Annotated in this window: 26 protein-coding genes and 2 pseudogenes; 16 read left to right on the forward strand and 12 right to left on the reverse strand. The window is 62.9% G+C overall.

The window, feature by feature from the left end:
- Positions 1-43 precede the first annotated feature (43 nt).
- Positions 44-379, reverse strand: coding sequence for a nuclear transport factor 2 family protein (locus JQ627_RS30800; protein WP_212488120.1), 336 nt, complete (start codon positions 377-379; stop codon positions 44-46).
- A 131-nt stretch (positions 380-510) separates the two neighbouring features.
- On the opposite strand from JQ627_RS30800, the gene JQ627_RS30805 reads away from it, so the two are divergent.
- The gene (locus tag JQ627_RS30805) at positions 511-813 is read left to right on the forward strand and encodes a hypothetical protein (RefSeq protein ID WP_212488121.1); all 303 of its coding nucleotides are present in this window, start codon (positions 511-513) and stop codon (positions 811-813) included.
- Positions 814-1147: 334 nt separating this feature from the next.
- On the opposite strand, the gene JQ627_RS30810 is transcribed toward JQ627_RS30805, so the two are convergent.
- A complete protein-coding gene (locus JQ627_RS30810) occupies positions 1148-1384 on the reverse strand; it encodes a DUF6894 family protein (RefSeq protein ID WP_212488122.1) in 237 nt (78 codons plus the stop codon).
- Positions 1385-1446: 62 nt separating this feature from the next.
- Positions 1447-1644 carry a hypothetical protein gene (locus JQ627_RS30815; RefSeq protein WP_212488123.1) on the reverse strand — a complete coding sequence of 66 codons (198 nt, stop codon included), beginning with the start codon at positions 1642-1644 and terminating at the stop codon, positions 1447-1449.
- A 530-nt stretch (positions 1645-2174) separates the two neighbouring features.
- On the opposite strand from JQ627_RS30815, the gene JQ627_RS30820 reads away from it, so the two are divergent.
- Entirely contained in the window at positions 2175-2423 is a 249-nt protein-coding gene (locus JQ627_RS30820) for a hypothetical protein (RefSeq protein WP_212488124.1), read from the forward strand.
- A gap of 39 nt (positions 2424-2462) precedes the next feature.
- Here the strand turns inward: JQ627_RS30820 and JQ627_RS30825 are convergent, their stop codons facing one another.
- On the reverse strand, positions 2463-2657 hold the full coding sequence (locus JQ627_RS30825; protein WP_212488125.1) for a hypothetical protein: 195 nt from the start codon (positions 2655-2657) through the stop codon (positions 2463-2465).
- Entirely contained in the window at positions 2654-2854 is a 201-nt protein-coding gene (locus tag JQ627_RS30830) for a hypothetical protein (protein ID WP_212488126.1), read from the reverse strand. The genes JQ627_RS30825 and JQ627_RS30830 overlap by 4 nt, the downstream gene beginning before the upstream one ends.
- Positions 2855-3049: 195 nt before the next feature.
- Between JQ627_RS30830 and JQ627_RS30835 the strand changes: the two genes are divergently transcribed.
- The gene (locus tag JQ627_RS30835) at positions 3050-3310 is read left to right on the forward strand and encodes a hypothetical protein (protein ID WP_212488127.1); all 261 of its coding nucleotides are present in this window, start codon (positions 3050-3052) and stop codon (positions 3308-3310) included.
- Positions 3311-3320: 10 nt separating this feature from the next.
- Here the strand turns inward: JQ627_RS30835 and JQ627_RS30840 are convergent, their stop codons facing one another.
- The 3 genes from JQ627_RS30840 to JQ627_RS30850 form a co-directional block, all read right to left on the reverse strand.
- The gene (locus tag JQ627_RS30840; RefSeq protein ID WP_212488128.1) at positions 3321-4850 is read right to left on the reverse strand and encodes an FAD-dependent monooxygenase; all 1530 of its coding nucleotides are present in this window, start codon (positions 4848-4850) and stop codon (positions 3321-3323) included.
- A gap of 239 nt (positions 4851-5089) precedes the next feature.
- A complete protein-coding gene (locus JQ627_RS30845; RefSeq protein WP_212488129.1) occupies positions 5090-5434 on the reverse strand; it encodes a response regulator in 345 nt (114 codons plus the stop codon).
- A 149-nt stretch (positions 5435-5583) separates the two neighbouring features.
- On the reverse strand, positions 5584-5769 hold the full coding sequence (locus JQ627_RS30850) for a hypothetical protein (RefSeq protein ID WP_212488130.1): 186 nt from the start codon (positions 5767-5769) through the stop codon (positions 5584-5586).
- 73 nt (positions 5770-5842) lie between these two features.
- Between JQ627_RS30850 and JQ627_RS30855 the strand changes: the two genes are divergently transcribed.
- From JQ627_RS30855 to JQ627_RS30880, 7 genes and pseudogenes are all read left to right on the forward strand, one after another.
- Positions 5843-6223, forward strand: coding sequence for a hypothetical protein (locus JQ627_RS30855; protein WP_212488211.1), 381 nt, complete (start codon positions 5843-5845; stop codon positions 6221-6223).
- Positions 6220-6410, forward strand: a pseudogene (locus tag JQ627_RS39825) (hypothetical protein); the annotation flags it as partial. The gene JQ627_RS30855 and the pseudogene JQ627_RS39825, both read left to right, overlap by 4 nt.
- A gap of 140 nt (positions 6411-6550) precedes the next feature.
- Entirely contained in the window at positions 6551-6850 is a 300-nt protein-coding gene (locus JQ627_RS30865) for a hypothetical protein (RefSeq protein WP_212488131.1), read from the forward strand.
- Between the two features lie 53 nt (positions 6851-6903).
- Positions 6904-7034 (forward strand): annotated as a pseudogene (locus JQ627_RS39220) (GNAT family N-acetyltransferase); the annotation flags it as partial.
- A gap of 236 nt (positions 7035-7270) precedes the next feature.
- Positions 7271-8539, forward strand: a complete 1269-nt coding sequence (locus JQ627_RS30870; protein WP_212488132.1) for a CaiB/BaiF CoA-transferase family protein — start codon at positions 7271-7273, stop codon at positions 8537-8539.
- Positions 8540-8722: 183 nt separating this feature from the next.
- Positions 8723-9952 (forward strand): acyl-CoA dehydrogenase family protein, encoded by a 1230-nt coding sequence (locus JQ627_RS30875; RefSeq protein ID WP_212488133.1) that lies wholly within the window; start codon positions 8723-8725, stop codon positions 9950-9952.
- Positions 9953-9961: 9 nt separating this feature from the next.
- The gene (locus JQ627_RS30880; RefSeq protein ID WP_212488134.1) at positions 9962-10525 is read left to right on the forward strand and encodes a flavin reductase family protein; all 564 of its coding nucleotides are present in this window, start codon (positions 9962-9964) and stop codon (positions 10523-10525) included.
- A gap of 25 nt (positions 10526-10550) precedes the next feature.
- Here JQ627_RS30880 and JQ627_RS30885 read toward each other — a convergent pair whose 3' ends face one another.
- Positions 10551-11459, reverse strand: coding sequence for an NAD(P)-dependent oxidoreductase (locus tag JQ627_RS30885; RefSeq protein WP_212488135.1), 909 nt, complete (start codon positions 11457-11459; stop codon positions 10551-10553).
- Between the two features lie 167 nt (positions 11460-11626).
- Here JQ627_RS30885 and JQ627_RS30890 point away from each other — a divergent pair, with 167 nt between their 5' ends.
- From JQ627_RS30890 to JQ627_RS30915, 6 genes are all read left to right on the forward strand, one after another.
- A complete protein-coding gene (locus tag JQ627_RS30890) occupies positions 11627-12610 on the forward strand; it encodes an ABC transporter substrate-binding protein (RefSeq protein ID WP_212488136.1) in 984 nt (327 codons plus the stop codon).
- 76 nt (positions 12611-12686) lie between these two features.
- Complete coding sequence (gene ilvD / locus JQ627_RS30895) at positions 12687-14381, forward strand: dihydroxy-acid dehydratase (protein WP_212488137.1); 1695 nt, start codon at positions 12687-12689, stop codon at positions 14379-14381.
- A gap of 108 nt (positions 14382-14489) precedes the next feature.
- Positions 14490-15335 (forward strand): ABC transporter ATP-binding protein, encoded by an 846-nt coding sequence (locus JQ627_RS30900; protein WP_212488138.1) that lies wholly within the window; start codon positions 14490-14492, stop codon positions 15333-15335.
- Positions 15332-16117, forward strand: coding sequence for an ABC transporter permease (locus tag JQ627_RS30905; RefSeq protein ID WP_212488139.1), 786 nt, complete (start codon positions 15332-15334; stop codon positions 16115-16117). The genes JQ627_RS30900 and JQ627_RS30905 overlap by 4 nt, the downstream gene beginning before the upstream one ends.
- Positions 16114-16881 carry an ABC transporter permease gene (locus JQ627_RS30910; RefSeq protein ID WP_212488140.1) on the forward strand — a complete coding sequence of 256 codons (768 nt, stop codon included), beginning with the start codon at positions 16114-16116 and terminating at the stop codon, positions 16879-16881. Before JQ627_RS30905 ends, JQ627_RS30910 begins: the two co-directional genes overlap by 4 nt.
- A gap of 35 nt (positions 16882-16916) precedes the next feature.
- Positions 16917-17963: a peptidase M29 gene (locus JQ627_RS30915; protein ID WP_212488141.1), complete on the forward strand. Its 1047-nt coding sequence runs from the start codon at positions 16917-16919 to the stop codon at positions 17961-17963.
- Here the strand turns inward: JQ627_RS30915 and JQ627_RS30920 are convergent.
- The 3 genes from JQ627_RS30920 to JQ627_RS30930 are packed head-to-tail and all read right to left on the reverse strand — an operon-like array spanning position 17960 to position 21567.
- The gene (locus JQ627_RS30920; RefSeq protein WP_212488142.1) at positions 17960-18952 is read right to left on the reverse strand and encodes a 3-hydroxybutyryl-CoA dehydrogenase; all 993 of its coding nucleotides are present in this window, start codon (positions 18950-18952) and stop codon (positions 17960-17962) included. The two genes, JQ627_RS30915 and JQ627_RS30920, sit on opposite strands and share 4 nt — an antisense overlap.
- A gap of 3 nt (positions 18953-18955) precedes the next feature.
- Positions 18956-20044: an NAD/NADP-dependent octopine/nopaline dehydrogenase family protein gene (locus JQ627_RS30925; protein WP_212488143.1), complete on the reverse strand. Its 1089-nt coding sequence runs from the start codon at positions 20042-20044 to the stop codon at positions 18956-18958.
- Entirely contained in the window at positions 20041-21567 is a 1527-nt protein-coding gene (locus JQ627_RS30930; RefSeq protein WP_212488144.1) for a class I adenylate-forming enzyme family protein, read from the reverse strand. Before JQ627_RS30930 ends, JQ627_RS30925 begins: the two co-directional genes overlap by 4 nt.
- Positions 21568-21569: the final 2 nt, after the last annotated feature.

The raw sequence follows: 21569 nt of genomic DNA on the forward strand, positions 1-21569 counted from the left end.
ATTTCTGCTTGGACCCCAAAAGCCGACGTCAGCTCCTTATGAGTTACACGCCCTGGTTCAAAGGCCCGCACGTCAACGAAGCAATCTTGCCGGACGCATTGAAGGTGAGTATCGCGCTCACGGCGCCATCGCGCGCGATATAGGAGATGGCTGCTCCAGCCCCGGACGGCCTGAGATCGTCCAGATGCGAGGCGGGATAATCCCTGAGACGGTCGACCCAATAGGCGCGCAGGCCTTGCCGGGTCGAAATCGTCTTCATGCCGCCGCAGGCGCAATGGACGATCGCATCATCGGCAAACATTGCCAAGATGGTTTCGATCTCGCCGGCGCGGTAAGCATCAAGCCAGTCAACCGCAGCGGCCATCGGGTCAAAGGACATGTTCCTACCTACGTGCCGTTGTTGGCCGCAGCTTTAGGGCTGGCATCATGAACTCGAGGTGAAGACCTCCCGTATTGACTCTTAGTTCATGATCTGTTCTTTTGATGGCATCGCCGAGTGGAGATGGGGCCGTGGACAATCGCATCAACGAAATCCGCAACATCGTCAGAGCGTTACGCGTCAGCATGCGGGAAGCCGAGGCCATCATGCATGAGCAGATCAAACGCGACGAGGACTGCACCTTCGTTGCGGAGGAGATCATGAAGATGCGCGTCGTGATGAGCGGCCTGGCTCAGGAGCGGACACGGCTCGGCGACAGCGAGCCTATTCTCGTGCACAGCCTCTTCGTTCCGCGCCAGCCGCGGACCCATCCTGCCGAGCGCCACCTCGTATCGCACCGAATTGAACCGCGACGCGGCCTCGCACGACCGTGAACGGGGATGGACAATCTCGGGCGGTTTCCGGCGCCGCGGGCCATGGTCGCGGAGGAGGGGTGCTTCCGCGTCAAGGACGCAAGCGGCTTCACGATCTGATGCGTTTATCATCGCGAAGACCTGCATTCGCGGGGCGAAGGATCTCGCGATTGCCGGAGCTGTTGAAGCGTCCTCATATTGAGGTGTTCGCTTTGCTCACCCGTCGAGAAATTTGTCAAACCCGACCAGCAGCCAGAACACGGCCACGGTGACGGCGAGGAAGGCGGTCAAGTACCAGATGCGATGCATGACGGGATAACTGGCTGGTCCTTGCATTGTTCTGATCGAACCGCGCTCAATGCCGCTTCGCATTCTGATCGAAAATGAGGGCAGCTTGAAAGACGCGCCCGTTCTCGGTGCGAACCTCGACGGCAACGTCCGGTCGGTCGTCCTGAACGGCCAGGTCCCGCGCCAGGCCCGTCAACGTTTGCGCCGCCTCTACCTCAGCCTCGCGTTGCGTCGCAAACTCCAATCCCTGTTCGTCGGGATAAATATTGCCGTCGTCTCGAATGTCGAAATAGTACCTGGCCATGATGGCACCGCGTCGCGAGCATGGCGCCAACTTGGGGCCGGCCGAGAACGTTCCTAAATCAATCACGAGGTTGTAGTGCGGGTGATGAGCCAATCGCTGAGCTCTGCACCAGTTTCGGCGAGGCGGGCCCTCTTAAGAAGGGCGTCCCGTTCCGCGCCCGCCGGCAATTGGTCGGCGCGCTCCTTGAGCCTGGCGGCGGTCTCGGCCAATCGTTCTTCGAGCGAGCGGGTTTGCTTCACTCGGAGGCGGCGCTTTGTCATTGTGTGCTCCCTGGCTGTTGCAATTTCCCCCTCAACCGGATCGGAGCGAGCCGGTTCCTTCGACCGGAACGAAAGTATGACTTACCTAAGCAGCTCTCTTTCGGCGGTCCAGTTCGCGCTCGGGTGGCGCGCGGGCGCACAAATGACGTCGAAGCGGCTGCGGGGTCGCCAGCTCCCTTTTAGGAACTTCTTGTTCCATACTGGAATTGGTTCTGTGGCCGGCCCACCGCCGATTGCCGGCCTGGAATGACGGCTCCGGCGCTCCAGCCCCCCGTCCTGCGCCGGAGCCGTTTTCACGCGTTGGGTCGGGCGTTTTCGATCCCCGACGAAGCACGCCTGAAACATTGCCGAAACCAGATTGTCCTGAACGCTGCGCCCGCTCGCCCCGACCAACGGAGCGAACAGGAGAGAAGTCATGATCCAGGTCGGTTCGAAGGAAGAAGTCGCGTTTCTGCTGGCGCTGTTCGGCACGCACACCCAGCCGGTCCAGCGGCCGAAGCCGAAATCGCAGCAACGCTGAAGGCCGTGCCATGCCCGGTTTGGCCGAATGCCAGAGCCTCCTGCGTCTCATGATCGCAAGGGGCGATCCGAGAGCCATCCCGCTCGCCAAAGGCGCGATCGATCAATATCTGAACACCGCTCCGGCCAGCCTCCGCGGACGCGGCCTGCGCGTGCTCCAGCGCGACGCGCTCGACCAGCATGGTGCTGCGGTTGGGGTGCAGCGCTCCTTCGCCGAGACGGTGGACGCCTATATCGAGCGCAAGCTTGCGGAGGAGTGACAGCTTCCGGCGCGGCGGCTTGAGGCGCGTGGCTGCCGGTCAGGCCGTGACGGGTGGTGTGGCTCGCACCAACAGAGCGATCTTCCGGTCGAGCTGCCAGACCTCGACGTCGCTTCGGCGCGTGAACTTTTGCGCGATCCGAAGCGCGGACGCATCGGAGTCAGCCTCGAACGCTTCGGCGGAGCAGAACACGCCGTTCGCGCCGACCAGATAGGCGCGGTATTGCCGGGTCATGTCGGCGGCCTCAGGCCCGGCGAACGCAGCCAGGAGTCGATCTGTATGGCCATCTCGTCCTGCCGCGCCCGGCGCAGCAGCATCTCGCGGCGGTATCCGGGCGCCAGCGCGCGGGCCTCCGTGCGAAGGCGTGCGGCCTCGTCTGCGAGCCGCTCGCGAAGCGTTTTGGGTTGTTTGAAACGACGCCGCCTCAGCATGGCGCTGCTCCCTCGTTAAAGTGGGGCGGGAGCGCAACTGGCGTTCTCATCACCGATGAATGCCAAGGGCCTTGCGGTGACGGCCAACCGTATGCCTGGCTTCGGCAGGCGTCTGCATCATTTGATACACTCCTCCGGACATTTCGAGCGTAGGTCGAGGCGAGGTTTTAGTCCCTTGAGCCGCTTACTCATTCTTTGCCGAAGCGCGACGTTGGCGACGGCGGCGCGACACGATCAATCCGACAGGTTGAGGTGCAGGAATTGATTGAAGGCGCTCGGCCCGTAGTCACCGAAAGCCTCGCCACTCGCGAAGCCATGCTTGCGGTACAGCGCCAGCGCCGGCTCGCGAGCGCGTCGTTTGACACGTCGGGCAACACACCGGCAGAATGGCATCATCGTGATGAGTTCGGATCAAGCCCGCGGAATGCCGCGGGCCTGTTTGTTTGGCGCATCTGACGTTCGTGCGCTACGCCGCAGCCGGCGGTCCAAACCAAGTCGTCAGGGCGTCCGCAAGTCCGCGTTGGCTCTCATCTCCTACCCACGCCACATGTCCGTCGGGTCGCACCAGCACGGCTTTTGGCGCGGTGACCTGTCCGATGGCCGGAAGCTCCCATGCACCATTGGAGTCGGCGTCGACTGTTCCGACGCGATGTGCCCAGGGCGCGCTGTCGACGCTGCCGGATTTGCCAAAATTGAGCAACACAGCCTGTGCGCTGTGCAGCAGCGCGAAGAGTTTTCGCGGGCGGCCATCGACCATAAGGTCGAGATCGGGCATGCGGCGCCCGAGCAGTTCGTGTCCTTCGCCGAGATCATAGCGGATATCGAGCCCGCTCATCATCGCGCCAAACCGTTTGCGCGGCTCGTCCATGGCGAGCAGGTCGGATACGACATCGCGCGCGGCCTTAAGGCCGGCTTCGCCGCGGCGGAGCAGGGCGATTTGCGCCAAGGAATTGCGCAGGACGCGCGCGGCGACGGGATGTCGCTCGGCATGATAGGTGTCGAGCAGGCTGTCGGGCGAAATGCCCTTGACGACTTGCGCCAGCTTCCAGCCGAGATTGAAGGCGTCCTGCACGCCGGTGTTGAGGCCTTGTCCGCCGACGGAGTGATGGACATGCGCGGCATCGCCGGCGAGGAGCACGCGCTCTCGGCGATAGGACACGGCCTGCCGCGCAGCATCGGTGAAACGGGAGATGAAGGACGGGTTGTGGAGCCCGAAGTCGGTGCCGTATACGGCGACGAGCGCATCGCTGAGATCGCGCAAGCCGGGTTCGCCGGCGCGGTCGAGCGTCGCTTCAGTCACGACGACCAGCACGCGTCCGCTCTCCGTTTTGCTGAGGCCATGAAAGCCGATCGCGTCGTGGCGGAGGCCCCATGCCGGCTCGTCGCGCATCTCGACTTCGGCCATGAGATTGCTGAGCGTCGGATCGGAGCCTACGAAATCGATGCCGGCCCTCTTGCGCACAAGGCTACGACCGCCGTCGCAGCCGACGAGATAGCTTGCGCGCAATGCCTTGCCGCCGGAGAGCGCAACGTCGATGCCGGTCGCGTCCTGAACCAAGCCCGTCACCTCGGCGTTTCGATAGATCGGCACCGCGAGCTCCTCGACCCAGTCGGCCAGGATGCGCTCGATGTGGCTCTGCCGCAGCGCGAGGCCATAAGCGTGCCGGGTGGGGAGATCGCCGATGTCGAGCCTGGTCCAGGCGAAGCCTGCGAGCTGGGTGACTTGCCCCTCGCGCAGGAAGCGCTCGGCGACGCCGCGCTGATCGAGGATCTCGATGGTACGCGCGTGCAATCCGCCGGCCCGCGTGCCGACGAGCCCCTGATCCGCGCGCCGCTCGACCACGGCGACGTCGACATCCGCGAGCGCCAGCTCGGCGGCCAGCATCAACCCGGTTGGGCCGCCGCCGGCGATCACCACTGCATGGTGGCTCGCGCGGCTGACGCCGGCCTGCTCGGAGCGGCCGCGCGGCCGGGACGTCGGAAGCAATACAGGCATGTGGACCCCCTCGAGTTGCTGCTTTGGATGGTCTTCGGGTTGGGGGTTCTAGGACTGGGCGGGGGACTTGAAGCAAGCCCCTTGCGCACCACATATCAAGCTGGGAGGAAAGGGCTCCTCCGTCCGCGTTCGTTGCGTTGACACGTCGGGCAAAACACCGGCAGAATGGCAACATCGAGATGAGTTTGGTTCGACCCGCGCGGGCCCCCGCTGCGGGTTTTCTTCTGGGCATCTTGCGTTCAGCAAACGCCGATGGTTCGCTGCATGGTGTCGGCGAGTTCCTCGAACGAAAACGGTTTCCTGATCATTGGCAGGCCCCCGCGCCGCGGTTCGCGCCCCGATAATTGCAGGATCTTCAATTCCGGGCGTAGCCGCTTCGCCAGTTCGGCCAGTTCGTGACCATCCATGCCTGGCATATTGATGTCCGTGACGAGGATGGAGATGCTCTCGTTCTGCCTGAGCCGATCGAGCGCATCCGGGCCGCTTTGGACGCTTATCACCTCGCAGCCGAGATCTTCCAACATGCCCACGATGACGTCGAGGACGCCGGGATCGTCGTCAACAACCAGTACAGTATGGCTCATCGCACGCACGTTCCTCCGACCGAAGGAATAAAACGCGCCGCTCTTCGCGTAAGTTCCGCGACGGCGTGGTCGAACGAGGGATGTTCGACGCGTCGGGCAAAGCACCGGCAGAATGGCAACGTCGAGCTGCGCGTCGTCCGACGGTCGGTCTAATCGTCCTTAGACAAATCGCCGGGCTTCGTAGGAAGGTCGATGGTGCCGCCATCGCCATGAACGAGATCGCGGTCCCTATCATCGGTCTCGCTGGCGTCTTCGATGATCGCCTCTTGCGTGTCGCGCTCCTTGTCGATGCGCGGCTTTGGGCGCGGAAGATTTCGCGACGTCTTTTGTGTCATGACCGGTCCTCCTGATCGCCTAACGCACGCTACGCGAATTCGTTCGTTTGACACGTCGGGCAAGACCGGAAGAATGACATCATCGAGACGAGTTTGGTTTACCCGCGCCGGAAGCACCCGCCGCGGGTTTTTTCGTCTCGATTTCGAGATCGGACGGTGCCCGCATCCGGCCACGCACTCGCTAGACCACGTTAAGGGAGCGCCGATCGGCGCACTGCCGTCCGAACCATTGCTGGCCGTGCACGCGCGAACGTGCCGGCCCGCGGCGCTGGGTCCGTTGCTCGCGCCGCTGCGGTCTCCGGACACGGAGATAGGGTTCGCGCCCGAAACGATCGCGCTTCGTCACGCGATCTGCCGCGTATTTTCCTTCCGTGGAGAGATGATGACAGCCTATCTGATATCGCTCGCGCTCGCGGGCCTGGTTGCAATCGTGCTGTGGAAGACGTTTTCGTGAGCGGGCAGATCGAAAGCGAGCTCGCGCGACGGAAGACGTCAGGGCGCGGACGCTGACCGAGATCCGCTCGGTCGCGCGCAGCCATACCAGGACAGCCATCAATGTCCTCGTCGGCGTCATGCGCAGCGATGACGCGACGCCGGCCGCCCGCGTCTCGTCCGCCAACGCGATCCTCGATCGCGGCTGGGTACTCCTGATCTTCGACAAAATTTTCGGCCTCGGAATGACGGACCCTCTGGCGGGATTCGCGGTAATCATGGCCAATCTCGTCGTCTGCTTTTACTTCGCCAAGCGTGGATTCGAGAATGTTGCAAGGATCATCAAGCGATGAAGATGCCAGTTGATGAAATCAGAGCGATTGTGTCCCAGACGCTGGCCGAGCAGCACAGACTTCAGCAGGGCAGCATCGACGCGATCGTATTGAAGACGGTCGCGTCGATGCTGGCTTCTTTTGGAATTGAAGATGATGACCGGAAGGAACTGAGGGCCGATTTCCAGCAACTGCGGAGGTGGCGAAAGAGCGTGGAGCAGGCGCAGAGCTACACCTTCAAGGCCGTGATTACGGTGATCGTCTCCGGCCTGATTGTGGCCGTCTGGCTTGGTGTCAAGGCCGTGTTGGGAAAGTGAGCCGCCACGGCGACGACATCGCGCGTCCGACGACGACATCGCCGACACATTAGGACAGCGTCGTCTCTGACACGACGGACAGTCCAGTGCGAATAACTTCATCCAGGCGGATTACCGTCTCTTCGAGCCTGAGGCGCCCTGGGCCTGGGCGCATACGCTTTATTGGCGACAGGGGCTCCGCTGAGCAGGGTTTCCCGTCGTGCGGAACGAGCTTTTACAACGTCAAAAGGCCAGCGCTGGACGTCGCGCGACCTTGTACATCCGGAATGTCCGACGGCCCGGCAGCTTGACGGCTGCGGGGCCCTTTTTGCGTATTGACGCGATGCGGCTGAGGCACTTGCGAAGTCGGAGGCGCCGGGCTTTAAGTTTGGTCTTGCAGGAAATTCGGCGACCATAAGCCGATGTAAGGGAGCGCCGTCGATGCCCACCAAGCCTCAATTGCCGGAACGCCCGTCGCGGACGACAGGCGCGCCTACTGCGCTCGATGGCCTTCTGGTCGTTGATTTCACGCGCGTGGTGGCGGGGCCGGCCTGCACTCAGACGCTTGCCGATTTCGGCGCGCGCGTCATCAAGATCGAGAATCCGGACGGCGGCGACGACACGCGCGCCTATGAGCACGCCGAAATCGGCGGCGAAAGCGCCGCTTATCTGAGCCTGAACCGCAACAAGCGAGGTATCGCACTCGACCTGACGGTGCCGGAGGCCCGCCAGATCGCGCTGGATCTGATCCGCAGGGCTGATGTGGTCGTGGAGAATTTTTCAGGCGGAGTCATGAAGAAATTCGGCCTCGATTATGAGGCCGTCGCGCCGATCAACCCGCGGCTGGTCTATTGCTCGATTTCCGCTTACGGACGCACCGGACCGTTCGCTTCGCGTCCCGGCTTCGATCCCATCACGCAGGCGGAAAGCGGCTTCATGTCGCTCAATGGGTTCGCCGATGGGCCGGCGGTTCGTACCGGCCCGCCGATCGTGGACATGGCGACGGGCATGTCCGCCTGCAACGCCATTCTGCTGGCGCTATTGGCGCGAGACCGGCTCGGCCGCGGGCAGCATGTCGAGGTCGCCCTGTTCGACGTCGCTATGGGCATGACCGGATTTTACGGCATGGCCTATCTGATCAACGGTGAGAACCCCGGCCGGTTCGGCAATTCGCCGAGCGGTTCCCCCACTGTCGGTGTCTATGAAGCCTCCGATGGGCCGCTTTACATGGCTTGTGCGAACGACAGACTGTATCGCCGGCTGGTGGTCGAGGTGCTGAACCGGCCCGCTCTGATCACCGATCCGCAGTTCGCGTCGCGCAAAGCGCGTTCCGAAAACAAGGAGCTCTTGCGGGCAGCCATCGCCGAGGTCTTCGCGAGCGATACCCTCGAGAACTGGATGGCAAAGATGAAGCTGGCGAAGATCCCTGTCGGCTACCTCCGGACCGTTGAAGAGGGGTTTAACGCACCCGAGGCTCGGGAGCGCCATCGCTTGAGCCAGATTCCACATCCTACGGCGGAATGGGTCCCCAACATCGAGCCGCCGATTGCCATGAGCTTGACCGGCCCGGTCGATCCCGTTGCCGCCCCCCTGTTAGGCGAGCATACCGAGGACGTTCTGCGTGATATCCTTGGTTACGACGAGCGCCGGATCTCGGAGTTCACGCAAAAGGGCGTCTTTGGATCCGACAAGCCTTCGCCGCCGGCTTGAGCCAGGTGATTTCATAGGACGAGGCATCGCCTGACTTGCAGGCACTCCGTTGCGGCGCCGGCGTTCGCGACATCGAATCCTTTCGAGCAACCAAGATTCGGGGCGGCCGCCGCCCGTCGACATTGCCTCGGCTTGATTTGGCGAAGTTCCCGCCGCATAACTATGTCGAAGCGAGGGACACGAATGGCGTCTGGTCAAGAGCCGAGCATGGACCAGCCCAGAGGGCCGGAAGCCGGCGAGAGCGCCTACGCGGCAATGACCGCGAAGGCCGGGGCGCTCGTGCCGCGGCTCCGAGAGCGTGCCGCGCGGACCGAAGAACTGCGGCATCTGCCCCCGGAAACCGAGAAGGATCTCCACGACGCGGGCCTATTCCGGATGCTCCAGCCGAAACGCGTTGGCGGCGCCGAGCTCGACTACGTCGCCCTTGTCGACTGCGCTGAGCTGCTTGGGCGGGCCGACGCATCAGTGGCGTGGAATTTCGCCAATCTGGCGAGCCATCACTGGATGCTCGGCATGTTCGAGCAGAAGGCGCAGGATCTTGTCTGGGGCCGCGATCCGGATGCACTGATTGCGTCCTCGTTCATTTTTCCGGCCGGTCGCGCCAGGAAGGTCGGGGGCGGTTACAGGTTGCACGGGAGCTGGCCGTTCTCCTCGGGCGTTGCCTCCTCCGAATGGAACATGCTCGCAAGCGTAGTCTATTCTGACGACGAAGCAGACGGGATCGAGTATCGCATCTTTCTGCTGCCGAAAGGCGACTACAAGGTGCTGGACACCTGGAATGTCGCGGGGCTGCGCGGCACGGGCTCCTGCGACGTCGAGGTCAGGGATGCCTTTGTGCCCGACTATATGACGGTCGCCGTCGGCGAGCTTGCCGGCGGCCCGACGCCCGGAAGCAGGGTCAATCCCAATCCGTCGTATACGCTACCCGTGTTTTCGCTGTTTCCCTACGTCCTGTCCGGCGTTGCGCTCGGTAATGCGCAAGCGTGCCTCGACGACTATGCGGAAGTCGCGCGTCATCGCCTATCGACTTACAACCGTGCCAAGCTCAGCGATTTTCAAAGCACGCAGATCAAGATCGCGGAGGCTTCGGCCAAGATCGATGCTGCGCGCCTTATCATGCGTTCGGCCTGCATTGACGCCATGGACGACGCGCGACGTGGTCATGTTCCAAACATGGCCAGCAAGACCAGGTACCGGCGCGACGGGGCTTTCTCAGTCAATCTGTGCACCGAAGCTGTCTCGATGTTGTTTGCCGCGAGCGGCGCGCGCGGCTTGTTCACGACGGGCGTGCTGCAGCGGCAATTCCGCGATGCGCACGCGATCAACTCGCACCTCGCATTCAATTTTGATGCGGCCGGAACCAATTATGGGCGCGTGGCGCTTGGCCTGCCGTCCGAAAATCTCACGCTGTGAGGCCGGTCGATGAATGATCTGCCGAAGCAGCCGGCTGCTCCCGATCCCGCCAATGAGCTCGCGAGCGACAGCTCGCCGATCGATCCCCGCGATTTTCGCAATGCGCTCGGTACATATGGAACCGGCGTAACGATCATCACCGCCATGGCCCCTGACGGAAAGCCCTATGGCATCACCTGCAATTCGTTTGCATCGGTCTCCCTGAATCCTCCCCTGGTCCTCTGGAGCCTCGGTATCTATTCCTCAAGCCTCCCCGTGTTTCAGAACGCCAGCCATTTCGCCGTTCACATACTCGGCACTTCACAGCAGGCGCTTGCGAACAAGTTTGCAAAATCGTCCGAGGACAAGTTCGCCGGGGTCGACTGGACCCCAGGCCTCGGGGACGCCCCGGTACTTGCCGAGAGTGTCGCCAACTTTCAATGCCGATCGGTCAATCGCTATTATGGCGGTGACCACGTGATCTTTCTCGGCGCGGTCGAGGCCTATGCCTACAGTGCCAAGGAGCCGCTGCTGTTTGCGCGCGGGGCGTATGGCCGGTTCCTGGCTGATGATGAGCGCAAGAAGTCGCCATAAGGCGATTCAAGGACGCTCGTCGGGCTCAGCGGTCCGTGGCCGAGAGCTTGTAGATTTCCAAAGCGTCCGCGTCCGCGCCGCGTGCAGCCTTGGCCAGCCTGAAAATCTGTCCCGCGAGGCTCGCCATCGGCACCGGCGTTGACGTCGCCTGGGCGACATCGGCGACCGTGTCGAGATCCTTGAGCATCGTCGCGATGTGGCCGAGCGGCGGCGAGTGGATGCCCTGGACCATGCGCGGCACGAAGAGCTGAAGCGGGATCGAATCCGCAAAGCCGCCAGCAAGCGCCTCGGGAAGCCGACCTGCGTCAATCCCTGCATTCGAGGCAAGGCGCGTTGCTTCCGCCAGAACAGCCATCGCGCATCCGACGATCACCTGGTTGCAGAGTTTTGTGGTTTGGCCCGCACCGGTAGGGCCCATGTGGGTGAACCTGCGTGCCATGGGCAGCACATAGGGCCGTGCCCGCTCGATCTCAGCAGCGTCTCCGCCGGCCATGATGGCAAGCGTGCCGTCCTCTGCGCCCTTGGTGCCGCCGGACACCGGCGCATCTATCCAACCCGCGCCATTCGCGAGTTTCAGCCGCGCTGCAAGATCGCGCGCGGCGTCGGGATGGATCGACGAGAAGTCGACTACGAGCTTGCCTGCGCCGGGAGCCGCTGCAAGACCCTCGAGCCCGAAGATCACCTCTTCGACGGCAGCGGCATCCGTCACGCACATGAAGACGATATCCGCGTTCGCCAACAGGTCACGAGGCGTGGCTGCGTGCTTGGCGCCGGCCGCGACGAGCGGAGCTACCTTGCCCTCCGAACGATTCCAGACAGATACCTGATGGCCGGCCTTGAGCAGGCGCCGGGTCATCGGCGTTCCCATCAGTCCAAGGCCGATATAGCCCAGCCTCTCGACGCCCTGCGCGATTGTCTTGCTCGCATCAGCCATAGGTTGCCTCCTTCTGTCGCAGCGCAAATGCCGCCTTACCATACATTGCAGGTCCGACAGCGAAACCGTCCGGCTCGCATGGCTTGCCTGATTGTTTGAACCATGAAACATTTGAGGTGGTCGGGTTGGGCGGCGCCGGTCGGCGCCGGAGCAGCGGAGTGGGCACGATGCGAACCGTTTCGAAGTGGATCCTGGCTTTGGGGGCGGCGGCGGTCGCGAGCGCCGGGGCAGGCCCGTCATGGGCACAGCAGACCATCCGTGTCGGCTGGACGATCCCGGCCGAGGAATCCAAGTACTGGATGATGCGCAGGCCGGCTGAGTTTCCCAATATCGGCAAGGCCTACAACATCGAATGGACCCAATTTCAGGGCACAGCGCCGATGACGCAGGCACTCGCGGCCGGCGCCTTGGATTGCGCGACGCAGGCGCCGCTGTCGCTGGCCAACGGTGTGGTCGGCGGCAATCTCAAGGCCTACATCGTGGCGCAGCACGTCTTCGAGAAGCCCGGCGGTTTCTCGGTCTATTGGGCGGTGATGGATGACTCGCCGATCAAGACGATCGCCGATCTCAAGGGCAAGACGGTCGGCATTTCCGTGATCGGCGGCGGTACGCAAGGTCCCTTCAACCTGCTGCTCAAGCAGAATGGCGTCGATCCGGCCAAGGACATCAAGCTGGTCGAGGTCGGCTTTGCCGTCTCCGAAGACGCGCTACGCCAGGGCCGTGTCGACGCGGTCAACATGAACCAGCCGTTTGCGGCACGTGCGGAGGCGAAGGGTGGCACAAGAAAGCTGTTCTCGTTGTCGCAGGCGATGCCGAACATCGTGCACATCTTGGAAGCCTGCCGTGCGGATTTCGTCGACAAGAACCCCGACTTGGTGAAGGCCTACGTGCGTGACATTACCTCGGGTATGAAGAAAGCGCTGGCCAACCGCGAAGAGACGCTAAAGGTCGTTAATGAGGTTCTGAAGGCGCCTATTCCGGTGCTCGAGACTTATCTGCTCAAGGACAACGATTTCGGCCGGGATCCAGGCGCCGCGCCGAACTTCCCCGCGATCCAGAAGATGCTGGACATCTACGCGGAGACCGGAATGCTGCCGAAGCTGGATGCCACGCAGTTCAAGCACGCGACGATCGTCGCGCCGCTGGAATAGGCGCGGGGCGAACTATCGACCGAGGAGATCGCGGCGTCCCGGATCATCCGGGACGTTGCATGAAGAAGATGCGCGTATGAAGAAGTTGCGATCACGGGTCACGACTGACGGCCTCGACCGGGCCCCGCACCGCGCTTTCATGCGCGCAATGGGGCTCGACGACGCTGCGATCGCCAAGCCGATGGTGGGCGTCGTCAGCATGAAGGGCGAGCAGACGCCCTGTAATATGACCCACGACTTCCAGGTGGCCGCGGCCAAGACGGGAATCGAGGAGGCTGGCGGCACGCCGCGCGAATTCTCGACTGTTTCGGTCTCCGACGGCATCAGCATGAATCACGAGGGGATGAAGTTTTCTCTCTTTTCGCGCGAGCTGATTGCCGATTCGATCGAAGCCGTCGTTCATGGTCTCGCCTATGACGCGTTGATCGGGTACGGCGGATGCGACAAGACGCTTCCCGGCGTGATGATGGGCATGGTTCGTTGCAACGTGCCGTCCATTTTCATCTACGGCGGCAGTTCGCTGCCGGGCCGAGTGGACGGACGGACTCTCACGGTGCTTGACTCCTATGAAGCTGTCGGCAGCTTCATGACCGGTGAGATCGACGGCGCCACGCTCGAGCGGATCGAGCGCGCCTGCCTACCGACCATTGGCGCCTGCGCCGGCCAGTTCACCGCGAACACGATGGGGATGGTGTCGGAGGCGATGGGTCTCACCATTCCCAACGTCTCGATGGTGCCCGGTGTCTATGCCGAACGTGCGCAGATCTCGCGCCGCGCCGGGCGGCTGGTAATGGAGATGCTGGAACGTGGCGGACCGCTGCCGCGCGACATCGTGACGCGGAAATCCCTGGAGAACGGCGCGGCGATCGTTGCCGCGACCGGCGGCTCGACCAACGCCGCGCTGCATCTGCCGGCAATCGCGAACGAGGCCGGCATTGCGTTCACGATCGATGACGTCGGCGAGGTTTTTGCCAGGACGCCGCTGATCGGGAACCTGCGGCCGGGCGGCAAATATACCGCAAAGGACGTCTACGATGTCGGCGGTGCTGCCGTCGTGATCCGTGAGCTGATTCAAAGTGGCCACATCGATGGCAGCTGCATCACCATCACGGGCCGCGCGCTTGCTGAAGAATATGGCGCGGCTAACGCGCCCGACGGCGAGGTTGTTTACGCGTCTCGTGCGCCGATCATGCCCGACGGTGGCGTGGCAGTTCTGAAGGGCAATCTTTGTCCGGACGGTGCGGTGATCAAGGTCGCGGGTTTGAAGAGCCAGTCCTTCGAGGGCGTTGCACGCGTCTTCGAAGATGAGGAAGCGTGTGTCAAAGCAGTTCGTGACCGCAGCTACAAGGCAGGCGAGGTTCTCGTGATCCGCAATGAGGGGCCGGTGGGCGGTCCCGGCATGCGCGAGATGCTCGGCGTCACCGCGCTGATCTATGGGCAGGGCATGGGCGAAAAGGTCGCCCTGATCACCGATGGCCGGTTCTCCGGCGCGACCCGCGGCATGTGTATCGGCTACGTGTCGCCTGAAGCATTTGTGGGCGGCCCGCTGGCGCTTGTTCGCGACGGCGACAGGATCCGGATCGATGCCGCAAACAGGCGGATGGATATGCTGGTCGACGAGCAGGAACTCACGGCGCGACGGCGCGATTGGAAGCAACGCCCGCCGCGTCACCGCGCGGGTGCGCTCGCAAAGTACGCGCGACTGGTTGGCCAGGCGCCGGGCGGAGCCGTCACGCATGAAGGCCCGGCGGAATGGCCCTGGTTCGAATGACGCGCCGTACCCTGTCTGGCAGGTTTCTTGCTAAGCTCGTGCCGCTGATGGAAGACGTTCAGCAGGTTCCTTGACCAATGTTCGCGCGCGAGTGAGACGAGAGACGTGATGAAGGTAATGCCTTCGAGATCGAACGAATGGGTGAGACCGCTGACGTCACAAAAGCCGGCTTCTGCGATCATCGAGATCGACCGCGTCTCGCAGGTCTTTCAGACTTCGGCGCGCAAGGATCATTTGGCGCTATCCGACATCTCGCTGACGATCGATGAGGGAGCCTTCGTCTCCATCCTTGGCCCGTCCGGCTGCGGTAAGTCGACCCTGCTTTACATCGTTGGCGGTTTTGTCAGCCCGACCAGTGGCGCGGCGAAGATAAAGGGGCAGGCAATCACGGGACCGGGGCCGGATCGCGGACCGGTGTTTCAGGAATTCGCACTGTTTCCGTGGAAGACCGTGCTGGGCAATGTGATGTACGGCCCCCGACAGCAAGCGGTGCGGGCGGTTGAGGCAGAAGCGCAGAGCCGGGCCTTGATCGAGATGGTCGGCCTCAAAGGCTACGAGAACTTCTATCCCAAGGAGCTATCGGGCGGTATGAAGCAGCGCGTGGCGCTCGCCCGGACGCTAGCCTATCATCCCGAGGTCCTGCTGATGGACGAGCCGTTCGGCGCGTTGGACGCCCATACCCGGACACGTCTGCAGAACGACCTGTTGAATATCTGGGAGCGTGACCGCAAGACGGTGTTGTTCGTCACCCACGCGGTCGACGAGGCCGTCTTCCTGTCGGACAAGGTCGTGATGATGTCGAACTCACCCGGTCGCATTCGACAGGTCATCGACATCGATCTTCCGCGGCCGCGCCGCCGGAACGAACTGTTGCTCGATCCGCGCTACCAAAAATACGTCGTCGATATCGAGCGCATGTTCGACGAGAGCGACGAAGCCGGGCCTGCTTCATGATATCGCCGGCTGCCTTGACCAGACGGGCTGCCCCGGTGTTGGCCTGCATCGGATTACTGGCAGTGTGGCAGGTTGCGTCGCTCGTGCTGAAGAATGACAGCTTTCCAACTGCGATCGAAGCGATCCGCGCGATCCCGGACATTCTTGGCGACAAGGAGTCCCTGATCAATATCCTGGCCTCGCTTCGTCGCATGGCGATCGGGTTCGGCGTAGCCGTGATCGTTTCGATTCCGCTGGGTCTGTTGATGGGGCGTAGTCGCGCCGTCGCGGCCTTCTTCAACCCGCTTCTGATGGTGATCTATCCGGTGCCGAAAGCGGCGCTGATGCCGATCATCATGCTTTGGCTGGGCGTCGGCGACATCACGAAGACGCTGGTGATCTTCCTCGGCGTCAGCCTCCCCGTGATCTATCACAGCTTTGAGGGAGCCCAAGCCGTCGAAGAGAAGATGCTGTGGTCGGGCGCCGCGATGGGACTTTCGCCGCTGCAACGGCTGCTGCGGATCGTGCTGCCGGCGGCGCTGCCGGAGATCCTGACTGGATGTCGCACAGGTCTGGTGCTGGCGCTGATCACGATGATCACCAGCGAGATGATCGCCCGCCAGTCCGGCGCCGGGAATATCCTGTTCAATGCGCTGGACATGGGCCAATACGACACCGTCTTCGCAATGATCATCATCGTGGGGGCGATGGGAATTTGTCTCGATGCGATTTTCGAGCGGGTCCGCGCACGGCTGGTGCGCTGGTCCGAACCTCAGTTCGACATGCCGCTGAGCTTCTCATGACATCGCGTCCTCTCTCAGCAAACGTCGTTCTTGGGCTCGCGCCAATTGCGCTGGTGATCGCTCTGTGGCAGGGCCTCGTGTCATTCGGCTTCGCGCCTGCGGTCTTGTTGCCGCCGCCGGGATATGTCTTCAGCAGGTTGCTCCAGCAACTCGTGACGTGGACGTTTCAGCAGGAGATCGCGGCGACCCTGATCCGGCTGTTTGCCGGCTTCGCGATTGCGGTCGTGCTCGGCGTCAGCATCGGCATCGCCGCTGCCGCCAGTCCCGCGATCAATGCAGTGGTTCGGCCGATCGTGCGCGTGTTGGCGCCGTTGCCCAAAGTCGCACTCTATCCGGCGCTGCTGCTTCTGCTCGGCTTCGGTCACGGATCGAAGATCACGCTGGTGGCGGCGGACGCTCTCTTTCCCATTCTGCTGTCCACCTATTACGGCGCATCGGTCGTCGAGCAGAAGTTGATCTGGTCGGCAATGGCGGCGGGAACGCCGCGCTATGAAATCTTGTTCAAGGTGGTCTTGCCGGCGGCGATGCCCTCGATCCTGACCGGCTGCCGGATCGGCCTTGTCATTTCCTGCATCGTGGTGTTTCTGGCCGAGATGATCACGTCGACGGACGGGTTGGGGCATGTGCTGGTGACGGCGGCCCGAACCTTTCAGGCCGTTGACATGTTCGTACCGCTGATCACGATCTCGCTGCTGGGGTTGATCCTGAACGGCTTGCTGGGCGCCCTGCGATCGTATCTTTTGCGGGGCTTCCCCGAAGCGTGATCTGACTGAACGAGAAACCAGACCGGGAGTGAACCATGCTGGCTGATCGCATCGAGGCAAAATGGATCGACGCGTTTTGCGAAATCTTTGAGCGTTGCGCCGTCAAGGCCGGCGATACCGCAGCGATCCTCTCGGAAACCCAGTCGCGCGCGCTGAATGTGCATCTGGCAGAGCTCGCGCTGCTGCGCATGGGAGCGCGGCCGTTCCATGTGGTGATGCCGACGCCGCGTAACCGGAATATCGTGCCGGTTCGCTCAACGGGAGCGAGCGAGGCGATCCAAAAGCTTGGTCCGGTTATCACTGCACTCCAGCAGGCCGGCTTTGTGGTGGATTGCACCATCGAAGGTCTGATGCATGCCGTGGAGACGCCCGAGATCCTCAAGGCCGGCGCACGGATTCTGGTGATCTCCAACGAGCATCCGGAGGCACTGGAGCGGATGGTGCCGGATTCGGCGCTTGAGAAGCGCGTTCGCGCGGCTGCCAAGATGCTGCGTGGGACCAAGCAGATGCGGGTTACCTCGAAGGCCGGCACAGCACTCGACGTGGACATGGCCGGTGCGTCCACGGTCGGCGTCTGGGGCTGGACCGACAAGCCCGGCACGCTGGCGCACTGGCCGGGCGGCATCGTCGTCAGCTTCCCCAAGAGCGGGACGATCAACGGCACACTGGTGATGGCGCCGGGCGACATCAATCTGACTTTCAAGCGTTACCTGACATCCCCCGTGAAGATGACGTTGAAGGACGATTACGTCGTGGCGCTGGAAGGCGAGGGCACGGATGCCGCGATGATGCGCGCCTATCTCGCGGCGTGGGGCGATCGCGAGGCCTATGCGGTCTCGCATGTTGGTTTCGGCATGAATCCGGGAGCCCGCTACGAAGCCCTTTCGATGTATGACCAGCGCGACACCAACGGGACGGAAATTCGCGCTGTGTCCGGCAATTTCCTGTTTTCGACCGGCGCGAACGAATTTGCCGGCCGCTACACCGCAGGCCATTTCGATCTGCCGATGATGGGAACGACGATCGAACTCGATGGCGTCGCGGTCGTTCGCGAAGGCGTGCTGCAGGACGTCTTCGGCTAGCTGCGATCGAGGATCGGCGGGCGCGCCAGGTCGAAATGCCGGAGGAGGTCGACCATGGCCTGAAGCCGCTTCACGCGATAGGCATCCACGTCCATGCCGGAATAATCGAGGAAGCCGGCGCCCGTTCGCAAGCCGATCCGGCCTTCATGCATATTGCGGGAAATGACGTCGGGCGCGCGATAGCGGTCGCTGCCAAGTGCGCCTTCGAGATACCGGCTTGCATAGTACAAAATGTCGCCGCCTCCCCAGTCGATGAACTCGAGCAGTCCGAGCACGGCATAGCGGAAGCCGAAGCCGTAGCGGATCGCCTTGTCGATCTCCTCGGCGCTTGCGACGCCTTCCTGGACCATGCGCGCGGCCTCGTTCATTGCGAGCGCCTGGATGCGCGGGACGATGAAGCCGGGCGTCGCCGCGCAGACCACGGGTACCTTGCCAATGCCTTCGAGCAGCGCCTTGACCTCGTCGATGATAGCGGGATCGGTGGCTTTGCCGGGTGAAACTTCGACCAGCGGGATCAGATAGGCCGGATTGAGCCAGTGCACGTTGAGGAAGCGGCGAGGATTTTCGATCGCGCCGGAGAGATCGTCGACGAGAATGGTCGACGTCGTCGAAGCGATGATCGTATCGAGGCCGACTTGTTTTGAGGCCGCTCCCAGCACCTCGCGCTTGAGCTCAACGACTTCGGGAACGCCCTCGAAGACCATTCCGGCTTCGGAAAGCGCTGCGCCGCTCTGGCTCGCGGGTACCACCGAGACCCGTGCGATGAGCGGGTCGACGTCCGCTTCGGTCAACAGCCCCAGCTTCGACAGACTGGCAAAGGTCTTCCTGACTTCGCCGAGCGCGTCCGCCTCCAGCTTGGCGAAGTCCTCCGCTGAACGGGCCTTGATGTCGATCATCGTGACCATATGCCCCGCGTAGGCGAACGCGACGGCGATGCCGCGGCCCATGCGGCCGGCGCCGAGACAGGCAATGTTGGCTCGGCTGGTCATCGGTCAAAATCCTTCGCGAAGAAGTATCTGCAGTTCGGCCTTGGCGAGATTGCTGAGCCCCAGGGTCTCGAGCGTTCGGTCGCCTTGTGCGAAATCCTCGCCGCAGATAGCGCCGCCGATGGCCAGGAAAGCTTTGGCGAGTGGAGTGCGGACACCCGCCAGACCTGCGACGGAGACCAGCAGCGATAGCCCAAGCCGCAGGTCCTCACGCATGTAACGGTGGTCGTTCAGCACGATTCGCTCGCGCCAGTCGCCGGAATCAGTTAGCCGGTCATGCGAGCCGCGGCCGTACATCCAGATCTCGCCGTCCTTGGCGTAATGGTGAGCGAGCGGAAAATGTGGCGCGCCGTATCCAAGCGCCTCGCGCACGGCGATTCGTTCGGCGTCGAGGGCGTCGGTGACCCGCCGGATCGCGGCCTGCGTTCCTTCCTTGTGGATGTCCCACCGCTCGAAATGTTCGATCGGGCCCGCGTTCATTACGATCAGCGGTGGATGGATGATCGGGCCTGCATTCATCAGTGCGCCGGACAGTGCGTCTCCGCAGGGCTCAATTGCATCGGGGAAAGCGCGCCCGATCACTGCGAGCGCATGCGATGCTTGGGCGAGCGGGAAAACACCGACCGGCAGTCGCTTGGCGCGGATGGTGATCGCGACCTCGAACGGACCGTGCTTGCGGGTGAGCCAAGGCAGTGTGCCGGTTTCGGCAAAGCTCGCTTTCGCATGGTTGCCAGCATCCCTCGCAGCCTGGGCGAAGATCATCGAGCCGAATGTCGCTGGCGGCAGAAATACGACTTGTCCGTCCCGCAAATGCGGGGCCAGCAGTCGAGCAATGTCCGGCTGTGCAAAGGCAGGGGCAGGGCACACGATCAGCTCTGTGCCGTCGATGGCTGCGGCGATGTCGGTCGTGACGAGCCCCAGCTTCACGTCGTGACGGCCATTATGATCCTTCACCAGGATGCGCGAACCGGCGGTGCGGTGCGCTGCCACCTGATCCGCGTCGCGGCGCCAGAGCCGGACTTCATGGCCTGAGAGCCCAAAATCGCCTGCGGCCGCGAAAGAGCCGTTTCCCCCTCCCAGAACTGCAATCTTCAAGATGCTTCTCCTTGCGCGCGTGATTGCGCATCAAGCTGCTTCAGCAGGAAATGCTGGACCTTGCCCAGCGCCGTGCGTGGCAGGTCCGTGACGAAGACGATGTCGCGCGGAACCTTGTAACGGGCGAGCTGCGTCTGAAGATGCGCTCTCAGCTCCTCCGCTTCGAGCCGGCAGCCGGACCGCCCGATGACATAGGCGATCGGCACCTCGTCCCAGCGCGGGTCCGGCCGGCCGATCACGGCGCATTCGCTGACATCGGGATGTTCGAGCAGGACGCGTTCGACCTCAGCCGGATAGATGTTCTCGCCGCCGGAAATGATCATGTTCTTCTTGCGGTCGCGAACCCAGAAATAGCCGTCGGCGTCGCACAAGCCGATATCGCCGGTGCGATACCAACCGTCGTGCAACGCATCGCGTGTGGCATCCGCATTTCCCCAATATTCGAAGAACACGTTGGGCCCGCGCACGGCGATTTCGCCCGGCGTACCCGCAGGGACCTCGTTGCCGGCCTGATCGATCACCTTCGCTTCGCAGCACAGGCCGGCAAGTCCGGTCGATCCCGCGCGCGAGAGATCGCCGCCAAGCCGGGTGTAGATCGCGATGGGACAGGTTTCCGTCGAACCATAGACCTGAAGCACCGGAACATCGCGCGCCACGAAGCGGTCGACCAGGTGCGGTGGAACGATGGTCGAGCCGGTCGCGACGGCTTTGAGCGAAGAAAGATTGGTCGTGGCCCAGGAGGGATGCTCGCTGACAGCCTGGATGATCGCCGGCACCATCACCGTCAGTGTCGGCCGTTCCCGTTCGATGGCGGCAAGTGCCGTCTCCGGCGTAAAGCGAGCGTGGATCGTGACGGTCGCGCCAAGCTGAAGTGCAGGCGTGGTCTGGATGTTGAGGCCGCCGACATGGAAGAACGGCAGCACCGTCAGCACGTGATCGTCTGACGTCATGTTGTGCATGTGCTGGCTCATGACGCCGTTCCAGAACAACGCTTCCTGCCGCAGCACTGCGCCTTTGGGCCGTCCGGTCGTTCCTGACGTGTAGACAATGAGGAGCGGGCAGGACAGATCGGTGTGCGGGTTCGGGCCGGTGCCCGTGCTGCGCGTCAGCAGGTTTTCGAATGTCTTGCCGTGCGGCGGCTCGAAATCGAGGCCGACGACAGCAGTCCCTGGCGCAGTCTCGGGAAGAACTCCTTCAAACGCCTGCTCAAGCACCAGCACCTTGGCGCCCGCATCGGTCAGAATGAAGAGCTGCTCGGCGACGGCCAATCGCCAGTTCAGCGGCACCAGCATCGCGCCGAGTCGCGCGCAGGCGTAGAGCAGAACCAGATAATCCGGCCGGTTCAGGCTCAGGATCGCGACGCGGTCGCCCCGACCAACTCCGAGCTCCTGCTTCAACGCCGTGGCTGTCCGCTCGATACGGGCGGCGAACGCCGAATAGCTCAACCGCGCCCCTTCGAAGGCAATGGCCGTCTTGTCTGGCGCGAACGCCGCGTTGCGATCGATCAGACTGCAGAGGTCCACCG

Origin of the sequence: Bradyrhizobium liaoningense, assembly GCF_018130785.1 — a bacterium.
GTDB classification, from domain to species: domain Bacteria; phylum Pseudomonadota; class Alphaproteobacteria; order Rhizobiales; family Xanthobacteraceae; genus Bradyrhizobium; species Bradyrhizobium liaoningense_A.

What these genes read in the sequence shown, in the direction of transcription:
- JQ627_RS30910 (WP_212488140.1), top strand. Translation starts at nt 16,114, where the DNA reads ATGACATCGCGTCCTCTCTCAGCAAACGTCGTTCTTGGGCTCGCGCCA.
- ilvD (WP_212488137.1), top strand. Translation starts at nt 12,687, where the DNA reads ATGAAGAAGTTGCGATCACGGGTCACGACTGACGGCCTCGACCGGGCC.
- JQ627_RS30855 (WP_212488211.1), top strand. Translation starts at nt 5,843, where the DNA reads ATGACATCATCGAGACGAGTTTGGTTTACCCGCGCCGGAAGCACCCGC.
- JQ627_RS30800 (WP_212488120.1), bottom strand. Translation starts at nt 379, where the DNA reads ATGTCCTTTGACCCGATGGCCGCTGCGGTTGACTGGCTTGATGCTTAC.
- JQ627_RS30850 (WP_212488130.1), bottom strand. Translation starts at nt 5,769, where the DNA reads ATGACACAAAAGACGTCGCGAAATCTTCCGCGCCCAAAGCCGCGCATC.
- JQ627_RS30865 (WP_212488131.1), top strand. Translation starts at nt 6,551, where the DNA reads ATGAAGATGCCAGTTGATGAAATCAGAGCGATTGTGTCCCAGACGCTG.
- JQ627_RS30810 (WP_212488122.1), bottom strand. Translation starts at nt 1,384, where the DNA reads ATGGCCAGGTACTATTTCGACATTCGAGACGACGGCAATATTTATCCC.
- JQ627_RS30830 (WP_212488126.1), bottom strand. Translation starts at nt 2,854, where the DNA reads ATGCTGAGGCGGCGTCGTTTCAAACAACCCAAAACGCTTCGCGAGCGG.
- JQ627_RS30815 (WP_212488123.1), bottom strand. Translation starts at nt 1,644, where the DNA reads ATGACAAAGCGCCGCCTCCGAGTGAAGCAAACCCGCTCGCTCGAAGAA.
- JQ627_RS30880 (WP_212488134.1), top strand. Translation starts at nt 9,962, where the DNA reads ATGAATGATCTGCCGAAGCAGCCGGCTGCTCCCGATCCCGCCAATGAG.
- JQ627_RS30920 (WP_212488142.1), bottom strand. Translation starts at nt 18,952, where the DNA reads ATGACCAGCCGAGCCAACATTGCCTGTCTCGGCGCCGGCCGCATGGGC.
- JQ627_RS30820 (WP_212488124.1), top strand. Translation starts at nt 2,175, where the DNA reads ATGCCCGGTTTGGCCGAATGCCAGAGCCTCCTGCGTCTCATGATCGCA.
- JQ627_RS30875 (WP_212488133.1), top strand. Translation starts at nt 8,723, where the DNA reads ATGGCGTCTGGTCAAGAGCCGAGCATGGACCAGCCCAGAGGGCCGGAA.
- JQ627_RS30825 (WP_212488125.1), bottom strand. Translation starts at nt 2,657, where the DNA reads ATGACCCGGCAATACCGCGCCTATCTGGTCGGCGCGAACGGCGTGTTC.
- JQ627_RS30890 (WP_212488136.1), top strand. Translation starts at nt 11,627, where the DNA reads ATGCGAACCGTTTCGAAGTGGATCCTGGCTTTGGGGGCGGCGGCGGTC.
- JQ627_RS30845 (WP_212488129.1), bottom strand. Translation starts at nt 5,434, where the DNA reads ATGAGCCATACTGTACTGGTTGTTGACGACGATCCCGGCGTCCTCGAC.
- JQ627_RS30900 (WP_212488138.1), top strand. Translation starts at nt 14,490, where the DNA reads ATGAAGGTAATGCCTTCGAGATCGAACGAATGGGTGAGACCGCTGACG.
- JQ627_RS30870 (WP_212488132.1), top strand. Translation starts at nt 7,271, where the DNA reads ATGCCCACCAAGCCTCAATTGCCGGAACGCCCGTCGCGGACGACAGGC.
- JQ627_RS30915 (WP_212488141.1), top strand. Translation starts at nt 16,917, where the DNA reads ATGCTGGCTGATCGCATCGAGGCAAAATGGATCGACGCGTTTTGCGAA.
- JQ627_RS30840 (WP_212488128.1), bottom strand. Translation starts at nt 4,850, where the DNA reads ATGCCTGTATTGCTTCCGACGTCCCGGCCGCGCGGCCGCTCCGAGCAG.
- JQ627_RS30905 (WP_212488139.1), top strand. Translation starts at nt 15,332, where the DNA reads ATGATATCGCCGGCTGCCTTGACCAGACGGGCTGCCCCGGTGTTGGCC.
- JQ627_RS30885 (WP_212488135.1), bottom strand. Translation starts at nt 11,459, where the DNA reads ATGGCTGATGCGAGCAAGACAATCGCGCAGGGCGTCGAGAGGCTGGGC.